A 17,105-nucleotide genomic window follows, 5' to 3' on the forward strand; every position below is an offset into this window, starting at 1 on the left:
TCCACTGTGAATCAGGTAGTTCGGTAAGCCTTGCCGTACTGGTTCCAGCGGAAGCGGTGGCCGCTCTTCTCGCTGACACGCCACTCGCCGAGCGTTGCCGCCCAGCCGTCGGGAATGTGCGGTGCACGAGTTTCTCCCTCGACCGAGAGGTCGATCTCGGTGACTTCCAACCGTGTCGTGAACGGCAGTGCAGCGCGGTAGATTTCGCCGCCGCCGATGATCCAGACCTCACCGTCGACGAGGGCGAGCGCGTCCTCGACGCTGCCGGCGGTGTCTGCTCCGTCGGCGTGCCAACTGCGGTCTCGGGTGACGACGATGTTGCGCCGACCGGGCAGCGGTCGAAATCGTTCCGGCAGCGAATCCCAGGTCCTACGACCCATGACGACGGGATGGCCGCGGGTGATCTCGCGGAAGTGAGCCATGTCCTCGGGGATGTGCCACGGGATGGTCGTGCCGTCGCCGATGACTCCGTCGTGGGCCTGTGCCCAGATGGCGCCCACCGTCGTCGGGCTCATACAGCGACCGGCGCCTTGATGGACGGGTGGTGCTGGTACCCGACGACCTCGATGTCCTCGAACTGGTAGTCGAAGATCGAATCACGCTGTGCAAGCTTCAGTTTCGGGTACGGGAACGGTTCCCGGCTCAGTTGCTCGGCAACTTGCTCGCGGTGGTTGTCGTAGATGTGGCAGTCGCCGCCGGTCCACACGAAGTCGCCGACTTCGAGGCCCACCTGCGCAGCGACCATGTGCGTCAGCAGTGCGTAGCTGGCGATGTTGAACGGAACTCCGAGGAACAGATCGGCGCTGCGCTGATAGAGCTGGCAGGACAGTTTGCCGTCGGCGACGTAGAACTGGAAGAAGGCATGGCAGGGCGGCAGTGCCATCTGCGGAATCTCGCCGACGTTCCACGACGAAACGATGTTGCGTCGCGAATCGGGATCCGAGCGCAGAAGGTCGAGAGCAGCCGAGATCTGGTCGATGTGCTCGCCCGACGGTGTCGGCCACGACCTCCACTGGACCCCGTAGACGGGACCGAGTTCACCGTCGGGTGCTGCCCATTCGTCCCAGATGGTGACGCCGTGCTCCTGCAGCCAGGACACGTTGGAGTCGCCGCGGAGAAACCACAGCAATTCGTAGACGATCGACTTCAGATGCACCCGTTTGGTGGTGATCAGCGGGAATCCCTCGGCGAGGTCGAACCGCATCTGGTGGCCGAAGACGCTGGTCGTGCCCGTCCCGGTGCGGTCGGACTTGGCGGTGCCGGTCGCGAGTACGTGCCGCAGCAGATCTTCGTACGGGGTGGAAACCATGTGGAACATTATGCGCTCCGTGCTGTCGATCCGCGCCGAGCACCCGACCGGCGCTGTGTCGATGGTGCGCAAGTGTCGGCGCCGAGCGCATAATTGCGCCATGCCCGAGTTGCCCGAAGTCGAAGCCCTCGCCGGTTTCCTCCGTGAGCACGCCGTCGGCGCTGTGATCGGTCGTGTCGACATCGCCGCACTGAGCGTGCTCAAGACGTTCGATCCGCCCATCACGGAGTTGCAGGGACGAGACGTGACCGACGCAGCGCGGTTCGGCAAGCACCTGGCTGTCCAGGCAGGGGATCTCTGGCTGATCACGCATCTGTCCCGCGGCGGATGGCTTCGGTGGACGGACAACCCGTCGGCGGCTCCGCCGAAACCGGGGAAGGGTCCGCTGGCGCTCCGTGTCCACTTCTTCACGCCGGAGGGGCTGACCCCCGCCATCGACCTCACCGAAGCGGGCACGAAGAAACGGCTGGCAGTCTGGGTGGTGCGTGATCCGCAGGAAGTGCCGGGCATCGCTCGCCTCGGTCCCGACGCCTTGGCCGTCACGGAAACGGAATTCGCGGACATCCTGAAGGGCACGACGGCTCGGCTGAAGACGGTTCTCGTCGACCAGTCGATGCTGGCCGGGATCGGCAACGCCTACTCCGACGAGATCCTCCACGTGGCCAAGCTTTCACCGTTCGCGTCGTCGGGCAAGCTCGATGCCGAGTCGGTCGGAGTGCTGTACGCCGCGATGCGCGAGGTGCTGCTGGACGCCGTCGCCAGGTCGACCGGTCAGGATGCGGCCCGGCTGAAGGGCGAGAAGAGATCGGGAATGCGGGTGCATGCCCGGGCGGGTCTGCCGTGTCCGGTCTGCGGGGACACCGTCCGCGAGGTCTCCTACGCCGAACGTTCCTTCCAGTACTGCGCGACGTGCCAGACATCCGGCAAGATCCTGGCGGATCGCCGGATGTCCCGCCTGCTCAAGTAGCCGACGCTTCGGTCTTCTGGCTCGCGTAACCGCGGTAGCCCTCCCAGGCCCGTCGCCGATCGCTGCGCGGGTCACGTTGGACCCGGGTTCTGGTGTCGAAAATGAGTGTCTCGCGCGTACTTTCGTCGTACTTCGGCCAACTCGGGAGCGGCGAGCCCGTGCGCGCGAACTCCAACCACTGCGACTGGACGTGTTCGGTGACCTCTTGGAAGGCGCGTCGTCCACCGGGAACGGTCATCAACTTGCCGAACGACGTCTCGTTGATTCCGAACACTGCGAACAGTTCGAATCCATGTGTGGCGTCGAGTCCGAGCCACTTCATCACCCGCGGCGCGAAATCGAATCGATAGCTGTAGGTCGGAGCCCTGCGCGAGTGTGTTTCCGCGACCTCGATGGACGGTTTCCAGAACGTGAAATCGCCTCCGACGTCGATCGCTGCCGATTCCTGCGGATAGTCGGGGTACGCCTCGAGGACAACGTCTTTCGCGGCAGGGTCGGTCAGTGCGAAGAGTGTGTCGATGCGTGACGGATTGGTCGGGAGGGCGTCGAGCACCTTGGGGAACAGCGTGCCCTCGCGTCCGTTGGTGCCGATGATCAGCGGAACCGCGTGGGCAGTGCCGTCGGCGCAGGCGTCGACCGGGTTCTTCGGCAGAAAGTCACCGTCGACGACCGGGCCGAACGGATGGAGGCCGGGAGTGCTCTTGACGACCGACAGAGCCAGCTTCGAGCCCGTGCTGCCGAGAGTCTTCACGTCGGCGCTGTCCAGGGTGCTCGCTACGTTGCCTCCGTCGCCGAGGAGTTCGACGAACTGACGTGCCCAGTCCGTCGCTCGGTCCTGGGTGGCGACGAGTCCGGGAGCCGAACTTTCTGCGATGGCCCGCGCGAACAAACCCTTCGCCGACGGTGTCGCCAACAAAGTCGTCACCGCGTTGCCGCCGGCGGATTCGCCGAAGACGGTGACGTTGTCCGGATCGCCACCGAACGCGCTGATGTTGCGCTGCACCCATTCGAGCGCGGCCACCTGATCTCGCAAGCCGAGATTGGAGTCGAATTGCCTGGTCGGTGTCGAGAACTGGGAGAAATCGAGGTAACCGAGCGTGCCCAGGCGGTAGTTGATGGACACGTAGACGATTCCGTCCCCGTCCTTCAGCGCCCGACGCACCAACGAGCCCCCGCCGTAGAGCGGGGTGGCCGACGTTCCCAGCGTGTAGGCGCCGCCGTGGATGAAGACCATGACCGGCAGAGACCCCACGCTCCGGCGTCCGGGAGCCAGAACGTTGAGGGTGAGGCAGTCCTCGCTCGACGGTTGGTACTTGTTCACCGACAGCATGGTTCCGCGCTTGTGCTGGACCGAGGCGTTGCCCCATTCGGTGGCGTCCCGCACTCCGGTCCACGGCGCTACCGGCTGTGGTGCGCGCAGGCGGAGCGGGCCCACCGGAGGAGCTGCATAAGGGATTCCCCGCCACGTGACAAGGTCAGCCACGGTCTTTCCCTGCAGGACGCCGTCCACGGTGGTGACTCTGGTGTTCGCGAGCATGACACGCAGTCTACGCGGAGATCTTACCGACGGGTAAGTATCGGGGAGTATGGACAATCGGGGTCATGGAGTTCCAGTACCGCGCCGATGTGGTGCAGCTGCTCGTCTCGCCCGCCCACGCGTATTTCGGCCGCGCCAAGGACGGACCTGCGAAGGAGGTGCCGACGCAGTTCCCCGAACAGGTGGACATCGTTGCGCACAAGGGAATTCGCGGTGACCGCTTCTTCGGCGTCAAAGCGCACACCGAAGCCGCGGTGACGTTCCTGGCCGCCGAGGCGTGGGACGCCGTCGGCGACGCACTCGGAATCTCGATGCCCGACACCGCGGTGGCCAGGCGAAACATCGTCGTACGCGGTCTGGAACTCGATCCGTTGCGCGGTGAGGAATTCGAGCTCGATTCCGGTGACGGTCCGGTGAGATTTCGAGGCGGCAGGCCGGCGCATCCCTGCGTGTGGATGGACACCATGGCGGCCGAGGGTTCGCGCAAGGCTCTGATCGGCCGCGGAGGACTCCGCGCCGAGCCGCTCACCGACGGGATTCTCCGCGTGGGAACCGTGGTCGTCGGATCGCCCGTCGAACTGCGTGCCGTCGACGCGGCACGGCAGGTCAAACGGGCTCAGCCACTCCGCGACGGGCGATGAACCCTAACCGCGCCGTGATTCGAGGAGGCGCAGCCAGACTTCGCTGACCGTGGGGTACGACGGTACGGCGTGCCACAAGTCGTCGAGCGTCACCTTGCCGACGACGGCGACGGTGGCGGCGTGGACCAGTTCGTCGACGCCGGGTCCGACGAAGGTGGCGCCGACCACGATGTCCTTCGCTCTGTCGACGACCAACTGAGCGTGCCCGGAGTAGTCGTCCTGCTGAAGCGACGATCCCGCGACCTCGATGTCGACCCCGAGGATTTCGACGTCGATGTCCGCCGAACGCGCCTGCTTCTCGGTGAGACCGACGGACGCGACCTGCAGCGGGGTGAACACCACCTGCGGCACCTGTCCGTGATCGGCCGAGGCGGTGAAGCGCTTGCCGTCCAACGGCTTTCCGTCGGCGCGGGCGGCGATGACGTCGCCGACCACGCGCGCTTGGTATTTGCCCATGTGGGTCAGCGGCGCGCGACCGTTGATGTCGCCTGCCGCATAGAGCCAGGGGACACCGGGTACCTGGAGGTGGTCGTCGGTGTCGACGTAACCTCGATCGTCGACCCCGATGGACGACAGACCGAGGTCGGCGCTCGCCGGCGTGCGGCCTGCGGCGACCAGGATCTCGTCGACGACGATCGTCTCGCCGTTCACCGTCAATTCTGCTGCGCCACCATGGATTCTGCCGATTCCCGTGTCCGACGCGTCCGGCCGCGACACGGCTGTGAGGTCGGCGTCGAACAGTATCGTCGCGCCGCGGGATCGAAGCGCGTCGGCGACGAGGTCGCTCGCGAAGGGTTCGGCGCTCGCCAGCAGGGCCGAGCCGCGCACGATCATCGTCACCTCGGCGCCGAACGACAACAGCCACGTCGCCGCTTCCGACGCCACCACACCGCCTCCGATGACGGCGACTCGGTGGGGGATCTCGTGAATGTTGGTGGCGTCGCGGGAAGTCCAGGGGAGTGCGTCACGCAGGCCAGGGGTGCCCGGAACCGACGCGGTGGTCCCGGTCGCGAGGACGACGGCGTGCCGGGCCGTCAAGGTGCGCCCGCCGACGTCGACCGTTCGGTCTCCGGTGATGCGGCCGTGGCCGCGGACCACGGAGATCCCGGCGGACTCGGCCCACGACACCTGCGAGGAATCGTCGAGGGAATGGGTGAAGGATTCCCGACGCGCCAGCACGGCGTCGACATCGAGGCCGCGGTCGCCGACGAGTTCCTTCACCCCCGGCATGTTGCGTGCGGTGGTGAGCACTTCGCTGGGCCGCAGCAACGCCTTGCTGGGCATGCACGCCCAGTAGGAACACTCGCCGCCGACGAGTTCGTGCTCGACGATCACCGCGGTGCGGTCGCTGCCTGCGATGGCGTAGCTCGCGGCGTTCTCGCCGACGGGGCCCCCGCCGACGACGATGACGTCGAATTCGTCAGTAGTGTTCACGGTCATCTTTCAAGAGTGGCATAGGGTCTTCGGGCATGGGGACGATGCGGAACAAGATTCTGATCACCGGTGCAAGCTCGGGGCTCGGTGAGGAGATGGCCAAGCGATTCGCCGCGCAGGGTAAGGATCTGGCCCTGTGTGCCCGACGCCTGGACCGGCTGGAGGCGCTTCGCGACGAGCTGATCGTGGCCAACCCCGGCGTCACCGTCGCCGTCAGAGCGCTGGACGTGACCGACCACGATGCCGTGGGCCGGGTGTTCGGCGAGTTGCACGACGAACTCGGTGGACTGGATCGGGTTGTCGTCAACGCGGGGCTCGGCAAGGGCGCAAAGATCGGTACCGGCCGCGCCGACGCCAATCTCGCCACCGCCCGAACCAATTTCGTCGGCGCGCTGTCACAGATCGAGGCAGCGCTGGAGATTTTCCGCAAGCAGAAGTTCGGGCACCTGGTGCTCGTGTCCTCGGTCAGTGCCGACCGCGGACTTCCCGGCCCCAAGGCGGTCTACTCCGCGAGCAAGGCGGGCGTTGCGGCGCTGGGTGACGCCTTGGCCACCGAACTCTCCGGCACCGACATCGTCGTCACGACGCTGTTGCCGGGCTTCATCGAGACGGACATGTCCGCGAAGGCCGGCGACAAGAGCGTGCTGACGGCGAGCCTCGACCAGGGCGTGACGGCGATGATCAGCGCAATCGAGAAGGAACCGAGGCGCGCAGCGCTGCCTGGCCTGAAGTGGCGGGGCATCGATGTCGCGCTGCGGTTCCTGCCCAATCGGATCACCGACAGGCTCGTCTGACGCGGTCTACTGGAGGTAGTGCTCTACCTGCTCGACGCTGCCTGCCTGTGCGTCGTCCGGGTCGAGCCCCGCGTCCAGACGCGCTCGGCGCTGCCGAAGCAGATCCCAGCACTGGTCGAGTGCGTGCTCGATCTTCGTCAGCTCGGCCTTTTCGTCTGCCGGATCGATGTCGCCTGCCTGGGTGTCGGACCGAAGTTTGTGCTCGGTGGCCACCAGCTGCTGGATCGTCGTGTAGATGTCGTGCTCGCTCATAGCGACCACGGTAGACCGGTACGAGCTGTGGCGACCCCCTGCTACCACCAAATTTCTCGGTGGTTCACCAAGGCGTGGCGTTCAGACCTCGCCGGGCCAACACCTGGGCCGCGACCTCACCGAGAACAGTCGCGTATCGAGGCTCGGTGCCGACGAGTGACAGCGTCGACCGGTTGTCGAGGAAGGACACGTAGGCCGAGACCGCGGTCGTGGTGCGTGCACGTCCGGCTCGTGGGTGAACAGCGCGCGTCGCGACGCTCGATGCGCGGTGCCCGCCGATCGATGCCACTGCCGCCGGGATGTCGCCGATGTTCGAGCACAGCACCCGAGCAGTTCCGGGCGCCGCCGTCAGTGCAGCGGCACGACGATCGGACAGCAATTGCACCACCTCGGCAGGAAACCCACCGGGAGCACCGGCGGGACGGGAGAACGCGCTCTTGGTGGCCTGCTTGATCCCGTCGACGGTATCGGTCACCGACAGGTTCAGGGTTGCCATTCCGATGCGGTTCGTGCCGCCTCCGGTGGTCCGAAAGGGAACGTTGATGCGGATCGGTTGCGGCTCACCCAGTTCGGCGGCGATCTCCGTGACGACGGAGATGAACTCCGAGTTGGTCAGGACTGCCTCGATGTCGAAGGTTGCGCTGCTGCAGACGATCTCGTGTGCCGTCACGGCTCGCGACACTCGACGGTAGTGGGTCAGCTCGCGTCGGGACGCCTTCTCGAACGCCAATCGTGCCGCGGCACGCACGGATGCCGGCGCCACCCGTCTCACCAGAGACACCGCGTCCATCACATCCGACGTTCGGCGTGGGGCAGGCTCGGGTGCAGTGCCTTCGAACGCCACTCCGGCTGCTGCCACCAGTCCGGCAGCGTCGGCCAGGGTGTGTGAACACGCCAACGACATGACGGTGCCGCCGGCGTCGGTGGTCGCCACCGCCATCCGCCAACCGGGTCCGAACTCCGGGTCGAGGTCCACGTCGGCCTGTCGGTCGGCCCAGTCGAGGATCTCGGAGGTCTTGATCGGCGAGGGTTCGAAGGCCAGCGGATAGGAGTGCGCCTCCTCGACCCAGCGTCGACGTGCGCCGGGAACTCTGGGGCTGACTATTCGTCGGCCCAGACGTCCGAGACTCAGGTTGGCGTGGACGGCAGCGAAGTCGACTCGGTCGACCGCGTCGTCGCTACGCCAAATACCCTGCAGTGCAATGGGTAAGCCGTAACCCCTGTGTGTTCTGAGGAAGATCTCGTCGACGACGGACAGTCGGCCCGGAGTCAACGCCCGTGTCTTCCCGCGCCCGACGCGAAGTGCTGTGCACCGCTGAGTGCATCTGCGGCCATCGAGATGGCGCCGTGCCGGAATTCGTTCACGATGGCCGCCTCCTCGTCGAGTCCGTCCTGCTCGAGCAGGGACAACCGATCCTCCCGCATGCAGGTCTGTGGCAGCAAGGCCAGTTCCGCTGCAAGTGCTTCGGCCTCGGAGCGGGCACGCCCGACAGGAACGACACGGTTGGCGAGACCGATGGCGAGGGCTTCCTCGGCGTCGACGGCGCGACCGGTGAGGATCAGATCCATGGCGCGCGACGTGCCGATCAACCGAGGAAGACGCACGGTACCGCCGTCGATCAGCGGAACACCCCACCGCCGGCAGAAGACTCCGAAAGTGCTGTCGTCCTCGATGATTCGGAGGTCGCACCACAGAGCGAGTTCGAGACCGCCGGCAACCGCGTACCCGGAGACAGCGGCGATGACGGGCTTGGACAGGCGCATACGCGTCGGGCCCATCGGTCCGTCGCCGTGTTCGGTGGCGTGGTTGGAGCGTTCGGTGCCGAGCGCTTTGAGGTCTGCACCGGAACAAAAAGTTCCGCCCTCGCCCCACAGGACCGCAACTGCGGCCGAGTCGTCGGCGTCGAACTCCTCGAATGCGCTGACCAACTGCTCCGCAGTGGGACCGTCGACGGCGTTTCTCGCCTCCGGCCTCGACAGGACGACGGTGGTGACGGGCCCCGAGCGTTCGATCCTCACTGGCATGACTCGACCGTACTCGAGAGGGCTTGCGTGAAGCAATGAATCAGTGCTTCACTTCTTGGCATGCCCTACCGACGGACCTCCGCCGTACAAGCACGAATCGACGCCGGACGCGAGAAACTGTTCGACGCCGCCGTCGAGGTGCTGTCCTCACAGGGCTACCGAGGGCTGTCCATCGCGTCCGTGGCCGCAGCTGCGGGAGTGTCGGCGGGAAGCGTCTACACGCACTTCGACAGCAAGTCCGACCTCGTCGTCGCGATCTTCCGCACCGTCTGTGGACGGGAAGTTCAGGCCGTCGTCGACGCAGCCGGCGCGAGTGGAGCCCGCGGAATGAGCAATTCAGGCGCGAGTGGAGCCCGCGGAATGAGCCGAACGGGGTCAGGGAGCGTCGTGGAACGGGTCACGGCGATCGTCGAGACCTTCGCCGGGCGCGCGATGAAGAACCGCACCATGGCCTACGCGCTGCTGGCCGAGCCCGTCGACCCAGCCGTCGACGCCGAGCGTCTGGTGTTCCGCCGCAGCTTCGCCGCGGCGATCGGCGATGCCGTGGCCGACGGCATCGCGGCGGGGGACATCCCCGAGCAGAACGTCGAGATCGCTGCCGCGGCCCTCGTCGGAGCGGTGGGGGAAGTGCTCGTCGGCCCGTTGAGTCCGGACCGCACCGACACCGCCGACGTGATTCCGGATCTAGTTGCCTTCGCCTTGCGATCGTTAGGAGTGTCATGACCTTCCCAGCTACCCACACAGTCTTCAACCAGGTCCCCGATCTGCTTCCGTACGACACGTCCGACGACGCGTCGCTGCTCGAGGGTCTGCGCCGCGAGGGGGGCGGGTGGGCCGAGGACGAGGTTCGGCAGCTCGGAGCTCGTGCGGGAAGCGTCGAGGCCCAGGAGTGGGGACGCCTCGCGAACGAGAACCCGCCTGTCCTGCACACGCACGACAGGTACGGCAATCGCGTCGACGAGGTCGAGTTCCATCCGCACTGGCACGATCTGATGAACGTCGCGATCGAGAACGGACTGCACGCGACGCCGTGGCAGGACGCCCGGCCCGGGGCGCACGTCGCGCGGGCGGCGAAGTTCTACGCGTGGGGCCAGGCCGACGCCGGCCACATGTGCCCCATCTCGATGACCTACGCGGCCGTACCCGCGTTGCGGCACAACCCGGACCTGGCCGAGACGTACGAACCGCTGTTGGCGTCGACCCACTACGATTTCGGGCTCCGCATTCCCACCGACAAGCGCGGTCTGACCGCGGGGATGTCGATGACCGAGAAGCAAGGCGGCTCGGACGTCCGGTCGGGAACGACCACCGCGACGCCGTCCGCGGACGGCACGTACACGATCGTCGGACACAAATGGTTCACGTCCGCGCCGATGTCGGACATGTTCCTGACCTTGGCGCAGGCGCCAGGCGGGCTGTCCTGTTTCCTGCTGCCGCGCGTACTGCCCGACGGCTCCCTCAACCGCATCCAGGTGCAACGGCTCAAGGACAAGCTGGGCAACAAGTCCAATGCGTCCGGTGAGCTCGAATACCTCGGTGCCACAGGATGGCTCGTCGGCGACGAAGGCCGGGGTGTGAAGACGATCATCGAGATGGTCAACATGACCCGCCTCGACTGCGTCATCGGTTCCGCAGCAGGAATGCGCAATGCCGCCGTTCGAGCGGTGCATCATGCTCGCCACCGCTCCGCCTTCGGTGCCGCCCTGATCGAGCAACCGTTGATGCGGAATGTGTTGTCGGACCTGATCGTGGAATCGGAGGCCGCGACAGCGGCAATGATCCGCCTGGCCGGAGCGACCGACCGGTCCGCGCGTGGAGACACGCAGGAGACCGAATTGCGCCGAATCACGTTGGCCATCACGAAGTACTGGGTGTGCAAGCGTGCACCGTCCCACGCGGCCGAGGCGCTGGAATGTCTGGGCGGCAACGGGTACGTTGAGGAATCCGGTATGCCGAGACTGTTCCGTGAATCCCCGCTGATGTCGATCTGGGAAGGGTCGGGCAACGTCGCAGCACTGGATTCCCTTCGCGCACTGGCCAAGCAACCCGACGTGGTGGAGGCGTACTTCACCGAGGTCACGTCGGCAGCGGGGGCGGATTCTCGTCTGGACGACGCCATCGCGCGCGTGGGCAAGGAGCTCGCGGACAGCACCGACATGGAGTACAGGGCACGCCGAGTGGTCGAACTCATGGCACTGGTGTTCCAGGGTTCGCTGCTGGTGCGGCACGGTGATCCCGCGGTGGCCGACGCATTCTGCGCGAGCCGGCTGGGAGAAGACTGGGGAGGAGCATTCGGGACCCTGCCTACGGGACTGGACACCGCGGCGATAGTGGCCCGAATCTGATGGTTACTTCGAGGTGGAGCTGTAGTGGCCCAACGGTATTCGATTCGATGCGGCCTGCACGAACGCTCGGGCGATCCGGTCGGTGAATTCTCGCGGCGTAGACAGGTCCTCCCAGTCCCACTGCACCACCGTCCATCCGAGCTGTTCCATTCGATGTCGCTCGCGTCGACCATCGATGTCCGTCAGCACCGGATCTGCGCCGTACACCCCTTCACCCTCGTAGCGTCCGACGACTCCTTGATCCGGGTACAGGAACGGAGCACTTCCGACGTACCCGCCCACCTCGTCGTACACGGACTGCCTCAGCAATGGAGGTGGTAGCGGCAGCGTGTCCAACAACATCCTGCTGCGCGTTTCACCGGTGCTCTGACTGCGGCTCGACATCGACTGCACCGCCTGGCGGGCCTTGGCGATTCCGGTTCGGTTCCGGGCGTCGGTGAGCGCACCCTGAAGTTCCCGGTGGGTGGTGAGCCCGGCGCGCATCGCGTAGTCGCCGATACAGACAGCCGGATGCAGTGGAAGCGACCGAGCCAGGTCCACGATCGTTCGAGTCGGTGCGGTGACCGGAAACCCGTCTCGCTCGGTCAGATCCGTGGGCGGAAGCGGCGACCCGTGCAGCACTCGCTGGCGCCCCTTCTTGCCCGCGTAGGACCGCGCAATGGTGAACGTGACCTTGTCCAGCGGAATGTCCCACGTTTCCATGCGATGCAGAACCGCCGCCGACACATGACTGAACACCGCATCGGTGCTCGACTCCGCATAGATCGCCTCGGCGAGCACAGCATGGCGGCGATGCGCGTCGAGCCGTCGATAGACGTCCGCGCGCACGAAATAACCGCGCCGGATGGTGACGATCTGTCCGCTGGCACGGCCGCGTCGCAGATCGTCGTCGGTGTACCCCCGTGCAAGCGCCTCGGTGCGCGAGAACATCCCCTGCTGATCGAAGTCCATACTGAATTGGACGCACTGGAGGTCCGTTCGGTTCACTCCGGGCAAATCCACCCACCCGTTGTGAGTTTTCAGACCCACTCAACACACAACAGGTGGGTGGATTTCAGGGTCGGTACGGGGGAAGCGGTTCGGCTCGAAATGTCCCCTCGGGTTCCGGCATTCGCGCTCCACGAGCAAGCATCCGTCGGACCCGTTCGGTCAGCGCGTCCGGTTGCGCAAGATCACGCCAGCTCGCCCGAGCGAACGGCCATCCAGCGTCGCGGATGCGATTCTCACGGTCCTTCTCGTCGAGCACGCTTGCCCGCGTGTCGGCCGCGTTCACGCCGTATTTGTCGGCCCCGTCGAACTCGAAGCATCCCCACGGCCCGGTGAACAAGAAGTCCGTTCGGCCCAGGAACGTGCCGCCGGCGTCGTACACCGACTGATTGAGAAGGGGAGCGAACCCGGCGTCGACGAGAATCAACCGGGTGCGGGATTCGCCGACGCTGTCGCTGCGATCGGTCATCGCGGCTACGGCCCGGACGGCGTTCTGGATACCGGTGCGGTGCCGTGCGCTGTAGAGAGCCTCGTCCAGTTCGGTCCTGGTGACGAGGCCTCGACGCAACGCCGAGTCGCCCACGCACACCGACTGTTCGAACGTCGTGGATCGCGCAATGTCCACCACCGTCCGGGCTGGGGTGGTGAGCAAAATTCCCTGAAAGACTGTGCTTTCCGATTCCGACAGCGTCGAACCGTGCACAATTCGGCGCCGGCCCTTCCTCGCAGTGATGGTGCGTCCGGTCGTCGAGTGGACGTAGGCGAGGGGCAGCGCCCAGACATCCATTCCCCACGCGATTGCCGCCGACTGGTGGCTCAGAACCACCGGGGCTTCGTGAGCAATCGCGCGCGCGAGCAGTAGATGCTGCTGCTCGGAATTCAAGGTGGCGAAGAACGCTGCCGACACGAACGCGCCCGGCCGGACCGCGATCAGTTCACCGCGCAACCGCGCGTGCCGCAGTTGACCGTCGGTGACGCCCGATGCCAGCGCGTCGGAGCGAAAGAGCAGGCCCTCGAAGTCCATACCTACTTGGACGCGACGGAGGCAGGCTCGGTTCAGTCAGGTCGGCAAATTCACCCACCTGTTGTGAGCTCCGGGGCCCTCGCAACGCACAACAGGTGGGTGGATTCGGAAACAGTGCTACTTGGTGCGACCCCGCTGATCGCGGTACCAGCGCACGAGTGCGTCGGTCGACGAATCGCTCTGCGATGCAGGGGCATCGGCGTCGGTCAGGACGGGCGTCAGTTCCAGCGCCTGGGTCTTGCCCAGCTCCACACCCCACTGATCGAACGAGTCGACGCCCCACACGACGCCTTCGACGAACACCTGATGCTCGTACAGTGCGATCAGCTGCCCGACCACCGACGGCGTCAGCTTCGGGGCGAGGATCGAGGTGGACGGACGGTTGCCGGGCATGACCTTGTGCGGAACGACGTCGGCGGCCGTACCTTCGGCGGCGATTTCGTCGGCGGTCTTGCCGAATGCCAGAACCTTGGTCTGCGCGAAGAAGTTGCTCATCAGCAGGTCGTGCATGGACCCGGTGCCGTCACGCGTGGGGAGGTCGTCGGTGGGCTCGGCGAATCCGATGAAGTCAGCGGGAATCAACCGTGTGCCCTGGTGCAGCAGCTGGTAGAACGCGTGCTGCCCGTTGGTGCCCGGCTCACCCCAGAAGATCTCACCGGTCGACGTGGTGACGGGGGTGCCGTCGGCCTTGACGGACTTGCCGTTGGATTCCATCGTCAGCTGCTGGAGGTAGGCCGGGAAACGAGACAGGTCGTTGGAGTACGGCAACACAGCTCGGGTCTCCGAGCCGAAGAAGTTGCTGTACCAGAGCCCGATCAGGCCGAGCAGTGCAGGCGCGTTGCGCTCGAGAGGCGTCGTGCGGAAGTGCTCGTCGATCTGGTGGAAGCCGTCGAGGAATTCGCCGAACGCCTCCTTGCCGATGACGGCCATGACCGACAGGCCGATCGCGGAATCCACCGAGTACCGGCCGCCGACCCAGTCCCAGAACCCGAACATGTTGGCCGTGTCGATGCCGAACTCCGACACCCGCTCCGCGTTGGTCGAGACCGCGACGAAGTGCTTGGACACGGCGTCGTCGCCCAGTGCGTCGACGAGCCACCGCCTGGCCGCCGTGGCATTGGTCAGCGTCTCCAGAGTGGAGAACGTCTTGGACGCCACGATGAACAGGGTCGTGGCCGGATCGAGCCCGTCGAGAGCAGCAACCAGATCGGCAGGGTCGACGTTGGAGACGAACTTGGCGGAGATGCCGGCGTCGGCGTAGTGGCGCAGCGCGTCGTACACCATGACGGGGCCGAGATCGCTGCCGCCGATGCCGATGTTGACGACGGTGGAGATCTTGGATCCGGTTGCGCCGACCCACTCGCCCGACCGGACTCGATCGGTGAAATCACCCATACGCGTGAGGACTTCGTGCACATCGGCGACGACGTTCTGGCCGTCGACCTCGAGGGTCGCGTCCGCGGGCAGGCGAAGGGCGGTGTGCAGTACCGCGCGGTCCTCGGAGGTGTTGATGTGGGCACCCGAGAACATCGCGTCGCGACGGCCTTCGACGTCGGCCGCTCGCGCGAGTTCGACCAGAAGCGAGACGGTCTCGGAATTCACGATGTGCTTGCTGTAATCGATGTGAAGATCACCCGCGGCGAGAGTGAACGTTCGTCCTCGATCGTCGTCCGCAGCGAACAGCTCGCGGAGCGTCGTGGCTCCGAGTGCGTCGTGGTGTGCCTTCAGGTTCTTCCAGGCTTCCGTGCCCGTGATGTCGACGCTCATATCGTCCTACAATAGTGCCGAGCGCCTCGCTGTGCGCGCCTTCCTCGTTTGTCGCGGCCCCGGCACGGGCACACTCGGAGCATGGAGATCAACGCACTCATCGAATCCATTTCACCGAAACTGTGGATCGGCGGCAGGCCGGTCGACGCGGAGAACGGCGCAACGTTCGACGTCGTCGATCCCGCCACCGGCACACCCTTCGCGAAGGTCGCCGACGCAAGTCCGGCCGACGCGAAGAAGGCAATCGACGCCGCTGCATCGGCGCAGAAGTCCTGGGCGAAGACCCCCGCGCGTGAACGCGCCGAGCTCCTACGCGCAGCCTTCGAGAAGATCACCGAACGAGCGGACGACGTCGCGGCGATCATGACCAAGGAAATGGGCAAGGCGCTCGCAGAGTCCAAGGCCGAGGTCAAGTACGGTGCCGAGTTCTTCCGGTGGTTCGCCGAGGAAGCGGTGCGCATCGAGGGCCGATTCACACCCGCACCGGCAGGCAACGGCCGCATCCTGGTCACCAAGGTGCCCGTCGGGCCGGTCCTGGCCATCACGCCGTGGAATTTTCCGCTGGCCATGGGCACGCGCAAGATCGGGCCGGCGCTCGCAGCCGGGTGCACCATCATCGTCAAGCCCGCAGGCGAGACGCCGTTGACGATGCTGTTCCTCGCTCAGCTCCTCGCCGAGGTGGGACTGCCCGACGGGGTTCTCTCGGTCATCACCTCGTCGAAATCCAGTGCGGTCAGCGCTCCCATCCTCGAAGACCCGAGACTGCGCAAACTCACCTTCACCGGATCGACCGAAGTGGGCCGAAAGCTCGTCGAACAGTCCGCAGGCGGACTGCTGCGCACGTCGATGGAGCTGGGTGGTAACGCACCGTTCGTCGTCTTCGACGACGCCGACATCGACGCGGCCGTCGACGGCGCCATGCTGGCCAAGATGCGCAACGGCGGCGAGGCATGCACCGCCGCCAACCGGCTCCACGTAGCCAACAGCGTGCGCGAGGAATTCACCACCAAATTCGTCGCCAAGATGAAGGAAATGACGCTCGGTGCGGGCCTCGACCCGGACACCAAGCTCGGACCCCTGATCAACGCAGACCAGCTGAGCAAGGTGCAGGAACTCGTCGACGACGCAGTCGAAGCAGGTGCGACAGTTGCCCTCGGCGGCAAAGCACCAGGAGGCGACGGCTACTTCTACCCGGCAACGGTGCTGACCGACGTCCCGGCGAACGCCAGGATCCTGAAGGAAGAAGTCTTCGGTCCGGTCGCCCCCATCGTCGGGTTCGACACCGAGGAAGAAGGAATCGACGCGGCCAACGACACCGAATTCGGATTGGCGTCGTACATCTACACCCGCGGCCTCGACCGCGCACTACGAGTCGCCGACGCCATCGGCAGCGGAATGGTGGGCGTCAACCGCGGAGTCATCTCGGACGCGGCCGCACCGTTCGGTGGAGTGAAGGATTCAGGCTTCGGCCGCGAAGGCGGAAGCGAAGGCATCGAGGAGTACCTGGAAACCAAGTACATCGCCCTGACCTAGACAAGCGGGCCGGAGCCCCGGTGGAACCGAATGTACCGTTCGGTCACTCCAAGTGACCGAACGGTACTTTCGCTCCCGAAAAGTCAGCTGGCGACAGGTCAGCGGCCGAGACGCCCGCGGCCGAGACGGAGCAGCAGCATGGCGAGGGTGTGGCCTTCCTGGCCGAGGCTGCTGAAGCGGTCGAGCACCTTCATTTCGCGGCTGTGCACCATGCGCGGTCCACCCGACGCCATGCGGGTGCGGCCGATGAGCTGGGAAACTTCGCTGCGACGCTGGATTGCCGCAAGAATTTCGGAATCGAGGCGGTCGATCTCCTGACGCAAGGAATCGATCTCAGCCTCGGACGTCGGCACTGCGCTCTCGGTCTCGATCTTGGTCGTGGATGCCATTTTTTCTCCTCGTGTCACAAGTGTGGATCGTTGCCCTGCTCGTCACCGTTACGTCCTTAGGTGATTCGTGGACGCTCCGCTCCAGAGACGGGCTGATGTGG

At 65.7% G+C, this 17,105-nt stretch carries 17 protein-coding genes; 6 read left to right on the plus strand and 11 right to left on the minus strand.

Annotated elements, in window-relative coordinates:
• Positions 1-11 precede the first annotated feature (11 nt).
• Together CH290_RS08515 and CH290_RS08520 are read right to left on the minus strand one after the other, a co-directional pair.
• Positions 12-515, minus strand: coding sequence for a dihydrofolate reductase (locus CH290_RS08515; protein WP_033190730.1), 504 nt, complete (start codon positions 513-515; stop codon positions 12-14).
• Positions 512-1,318: a thymidylate synthase gene (locus tag CH290_RS08520; protein ID WP_020111453.1), complete on the minus strand. Its 807-nt coding sequence runs from the start codon at positions 1,316-1,318 to the stop codon at positions 512-514. The genes CH290_RS08515 and CH290_RS08520 overlap by 4 nt, the downstream gene beginning before the upstream one ends.
• Positions 1,319-1,409: 91 nt before the next feature.
• On the opposite strand from CH290_RS08520, the gene CH290_RS08525 reads away from it, so the two are divergent.
• The gene (locus CH290_RS08525) at positions 1,410-2,276 is read left to right on the plus strand and encodes an Fpg/Nei family DNA glycosylase (RefSeq protein ID WP_026347676.1); all 867 of its coding nucleotides are present in this window, start codon (positions 1,410-1,412) and stop codon (positions 2,274-2,276) included.
• Here CH290_RS08525 and CH290_RS08530 read toward each other — a convergent pair.
• Positions 2,269-3,813: a carboxylesterase/lipase family protein gene (locus CH290_RS08530; RefSeq protein WP_020111451.1), complete on the minus strand. Its 1,545-nt coding sequence runs from the start codon at positions 3,811-3,813 to the stop codon at positions 2,269-2,271. The two genes, CH290_RS08525 and CH290_RS08530, sit on opposite strands and share 8 nt — an antisense overlap.
• Positions 3,814-3,878: 65 nt before the next feature.
• Between CH290_RS08530 and CH290_RS08535 the strand changes: the two genes are divergently transcribed.
• Positions 3,879-4,454, plus strand: a complete 576-nt coding sequence (locus CH290_RS08535) for a hypothetical protein (protein WP_019664451.1) — start codon at positions 3,879-3,881, stop codon at positions 4,452-4,454.
• Between the two features lie 3 nt (positions 4,455-4,457).
• Here CH290_RS08535 and CH290_RS08540 read toward each other — a convergent pair whose 3' ends face one another.
• Complete coding sequence (locus tag CH290_RS08540) at positions 4,458-5,894, minus strand: dihydrolipoyl dehydrogenase family protein (RefSeq protein ID WP_033190731.1); 1,437 nt, start codon at positions 5,892-5,894, stop codon at positions 4,458-4,460.
• Between the two features lie 29 nt (positions 5,895-5,923).
• Between CH290_RS08540 and CH290_RS08545 the strand changes: the two genes are divergently transcribed.
• Positions 5,924-6,682 carry an SDR family oxidoreductase gene (locus CH290_RS08545; protein WP_019664453.1) on the plus strand — a complete coding sequence of 253 codons (759 nt, stop codon included), beginning with the start codon at positions 5,924-5,926 and terminating at the stop codon, positions 6,680-6,682.
• Positions 6,683-6,688: 6 nt separating this feature from the next.
• On the opposite strand, the gene CH290_RS08550 is transcribed toward CH290_RS08545, so the two are convergent.
• From CH290_RS08550 to CH290_RS08560, 3 genes are all read right to left on the minus strand, one after another.
• Positions 6,689-6,934, minus strand: coding sequence for a DUF2630 family protein (locus CH290_RS08550; RefSeq protein ID WP_019664454.1), 246 nt, complete (start codon positions 6,932-6,934; stop codon positions 6,689-6,691).
• Between the two features lie 64 nt (positions 6,935-6,998).
• Positions 6,999-8,207: a hypothetical protein gene (locus tag CH290_RS08555; protein ID WP_033190732.1), complete on the minus strand. Its 1,209-nt coding sequence runs from the start codon at positions 8,205-8,207 to the stop codon at positions 6,999-7,001.
• Complete coding sequence (locus CH290_RS08560) at positions 8,204-8,959, minus strand: crotonase/enoyl-CoA hydratase family protein (RefSeq protein WP_027498754.1); 756 nt, start codon at positions 8,957-8,959, stop codon at positions 8,204-8,206. The genes CH290_RS08555 and CH290_RS08560 overlap by 4 nt, the downstream gene beginning before the upstream one ends.
• Positions 8,960-9,019: 60 nt before the next feature.
• On the opposite strand from CH290_RS08560, the gene CH290_RS08565 reads away from it, so the two are divergent.
• Complete coding sequence (locus tag CH290_RS08565) at positions 9,020-9,682, plus strand: TetR/AcrR family transcriptional regulator (RefSeq protein WP_033190733.1); 663 nt, start codon at positions 9,020-9,022, stop codon at positions 9,680-9,682.
• On the plus strand, positions 9,679-11,304 hold the full coding sequence (locus CH290_RS08570) for an acyl-CoA dehydrogenase family protein (RefSeq protein WP_019664458.1): 1,626 nt from the start codon (positions 9,679-9,681) through the stop codon (positions 11,302-11,304). Before CH290_RS08565 ends, CH290_RS08570 begins: the two co-directional genes overlap by 4 nt.
• A 3-nt stretch (positions 11,305-11,307) precedes the next feature.
• On the opposite strand, the gene CH290_RS08575 is transcribed toward CH290_RS08570, so the two are convergent.
• The 3 genes from CH290_RS08575 to pgi all read right to left on the minus strand — a co-directional run bounded on the left by CH290_RS08575 (position 11,308) and on the right by pgi (position 15,082).
• A complete protein-coding gene (locus CH290_RS08575) occupies positions 11,308-12,291 on the minus strand; it encodes a type IV toxin-antitoxin system AbiEi family antitoxin domain-containing protein (RefSeq protein ID WP_230621139.1) in 984 nt (327 codons plus the stop codon).
• Positions 12,292-12,358: 67 nt separating this feature from the next.
• The gene (locus tag CH290_RS08580) at positions 12,359-13,315 is read right to left on the minus strand and encodes a hypothetical protein (protein WP_033190735.1); all 957 of its coding nucleotides are present in this window, start codon (positions 13,313-13,315) and stop codon (positions 12,359-12,361) included.
• Positions 13,316-13,432: 117 nt separating this feature from the next.
• Positions 13,433-15,082, minus strand: coding sequence for a glucose-6-phosphate isomerase (gene pgi, locus CH290_RS08585; RefSeq protein ID WP_033190736.1), 1,650 nt, complete (start codon positions 15,080-15,082; stop codon positions 13,433-13,435).
• An 81-nt stretch (positions 15,083-15,163) separates the two neighbouring features.
• Between pgi and CH290_RS08590 the strand changes: the two genes are divergently transcribed.
• Entirely contained in the window at positions 15,164-16,615 is a 1,452-nt protein-coding gene (locus tag CH290_RS08590; protein ID WP_033190737.1) for an NAD-dependent succinate-semialdehyde dehydrogenase, read from the plus strand.
• A 98-nt stretch (positions 16,616-16,713) separates the two neighbouring features.
• Here CH290_RS08590 and CH290_RS08595 read toward each other — a convergent pair whose 3' ends face one another.
• A complete protein-coding gene (locus CH290_RS08595; protein ID WP_019664463.1) occupies positions 16,714-17,004 on the minus strand; it encodes a chorismate mutase in 291 nt (96 codons plus the stop codon).
• Between the last annotated feature and the right edge of the window lie 101 nt (positions 17,005-17,105).

It is taken from the genome of Rhodococcus sp. 06-156-4, assembly GCF_002259345.1.
In the GTDB taxonomy this organism is placed as follows: domain Bacteria; phylum Actinomycetota; class Actinomycetes; order Mycobacteriales; family Mycobacteriaceae; genus Rhodococcoides; species Rhodococcoides fascians_E.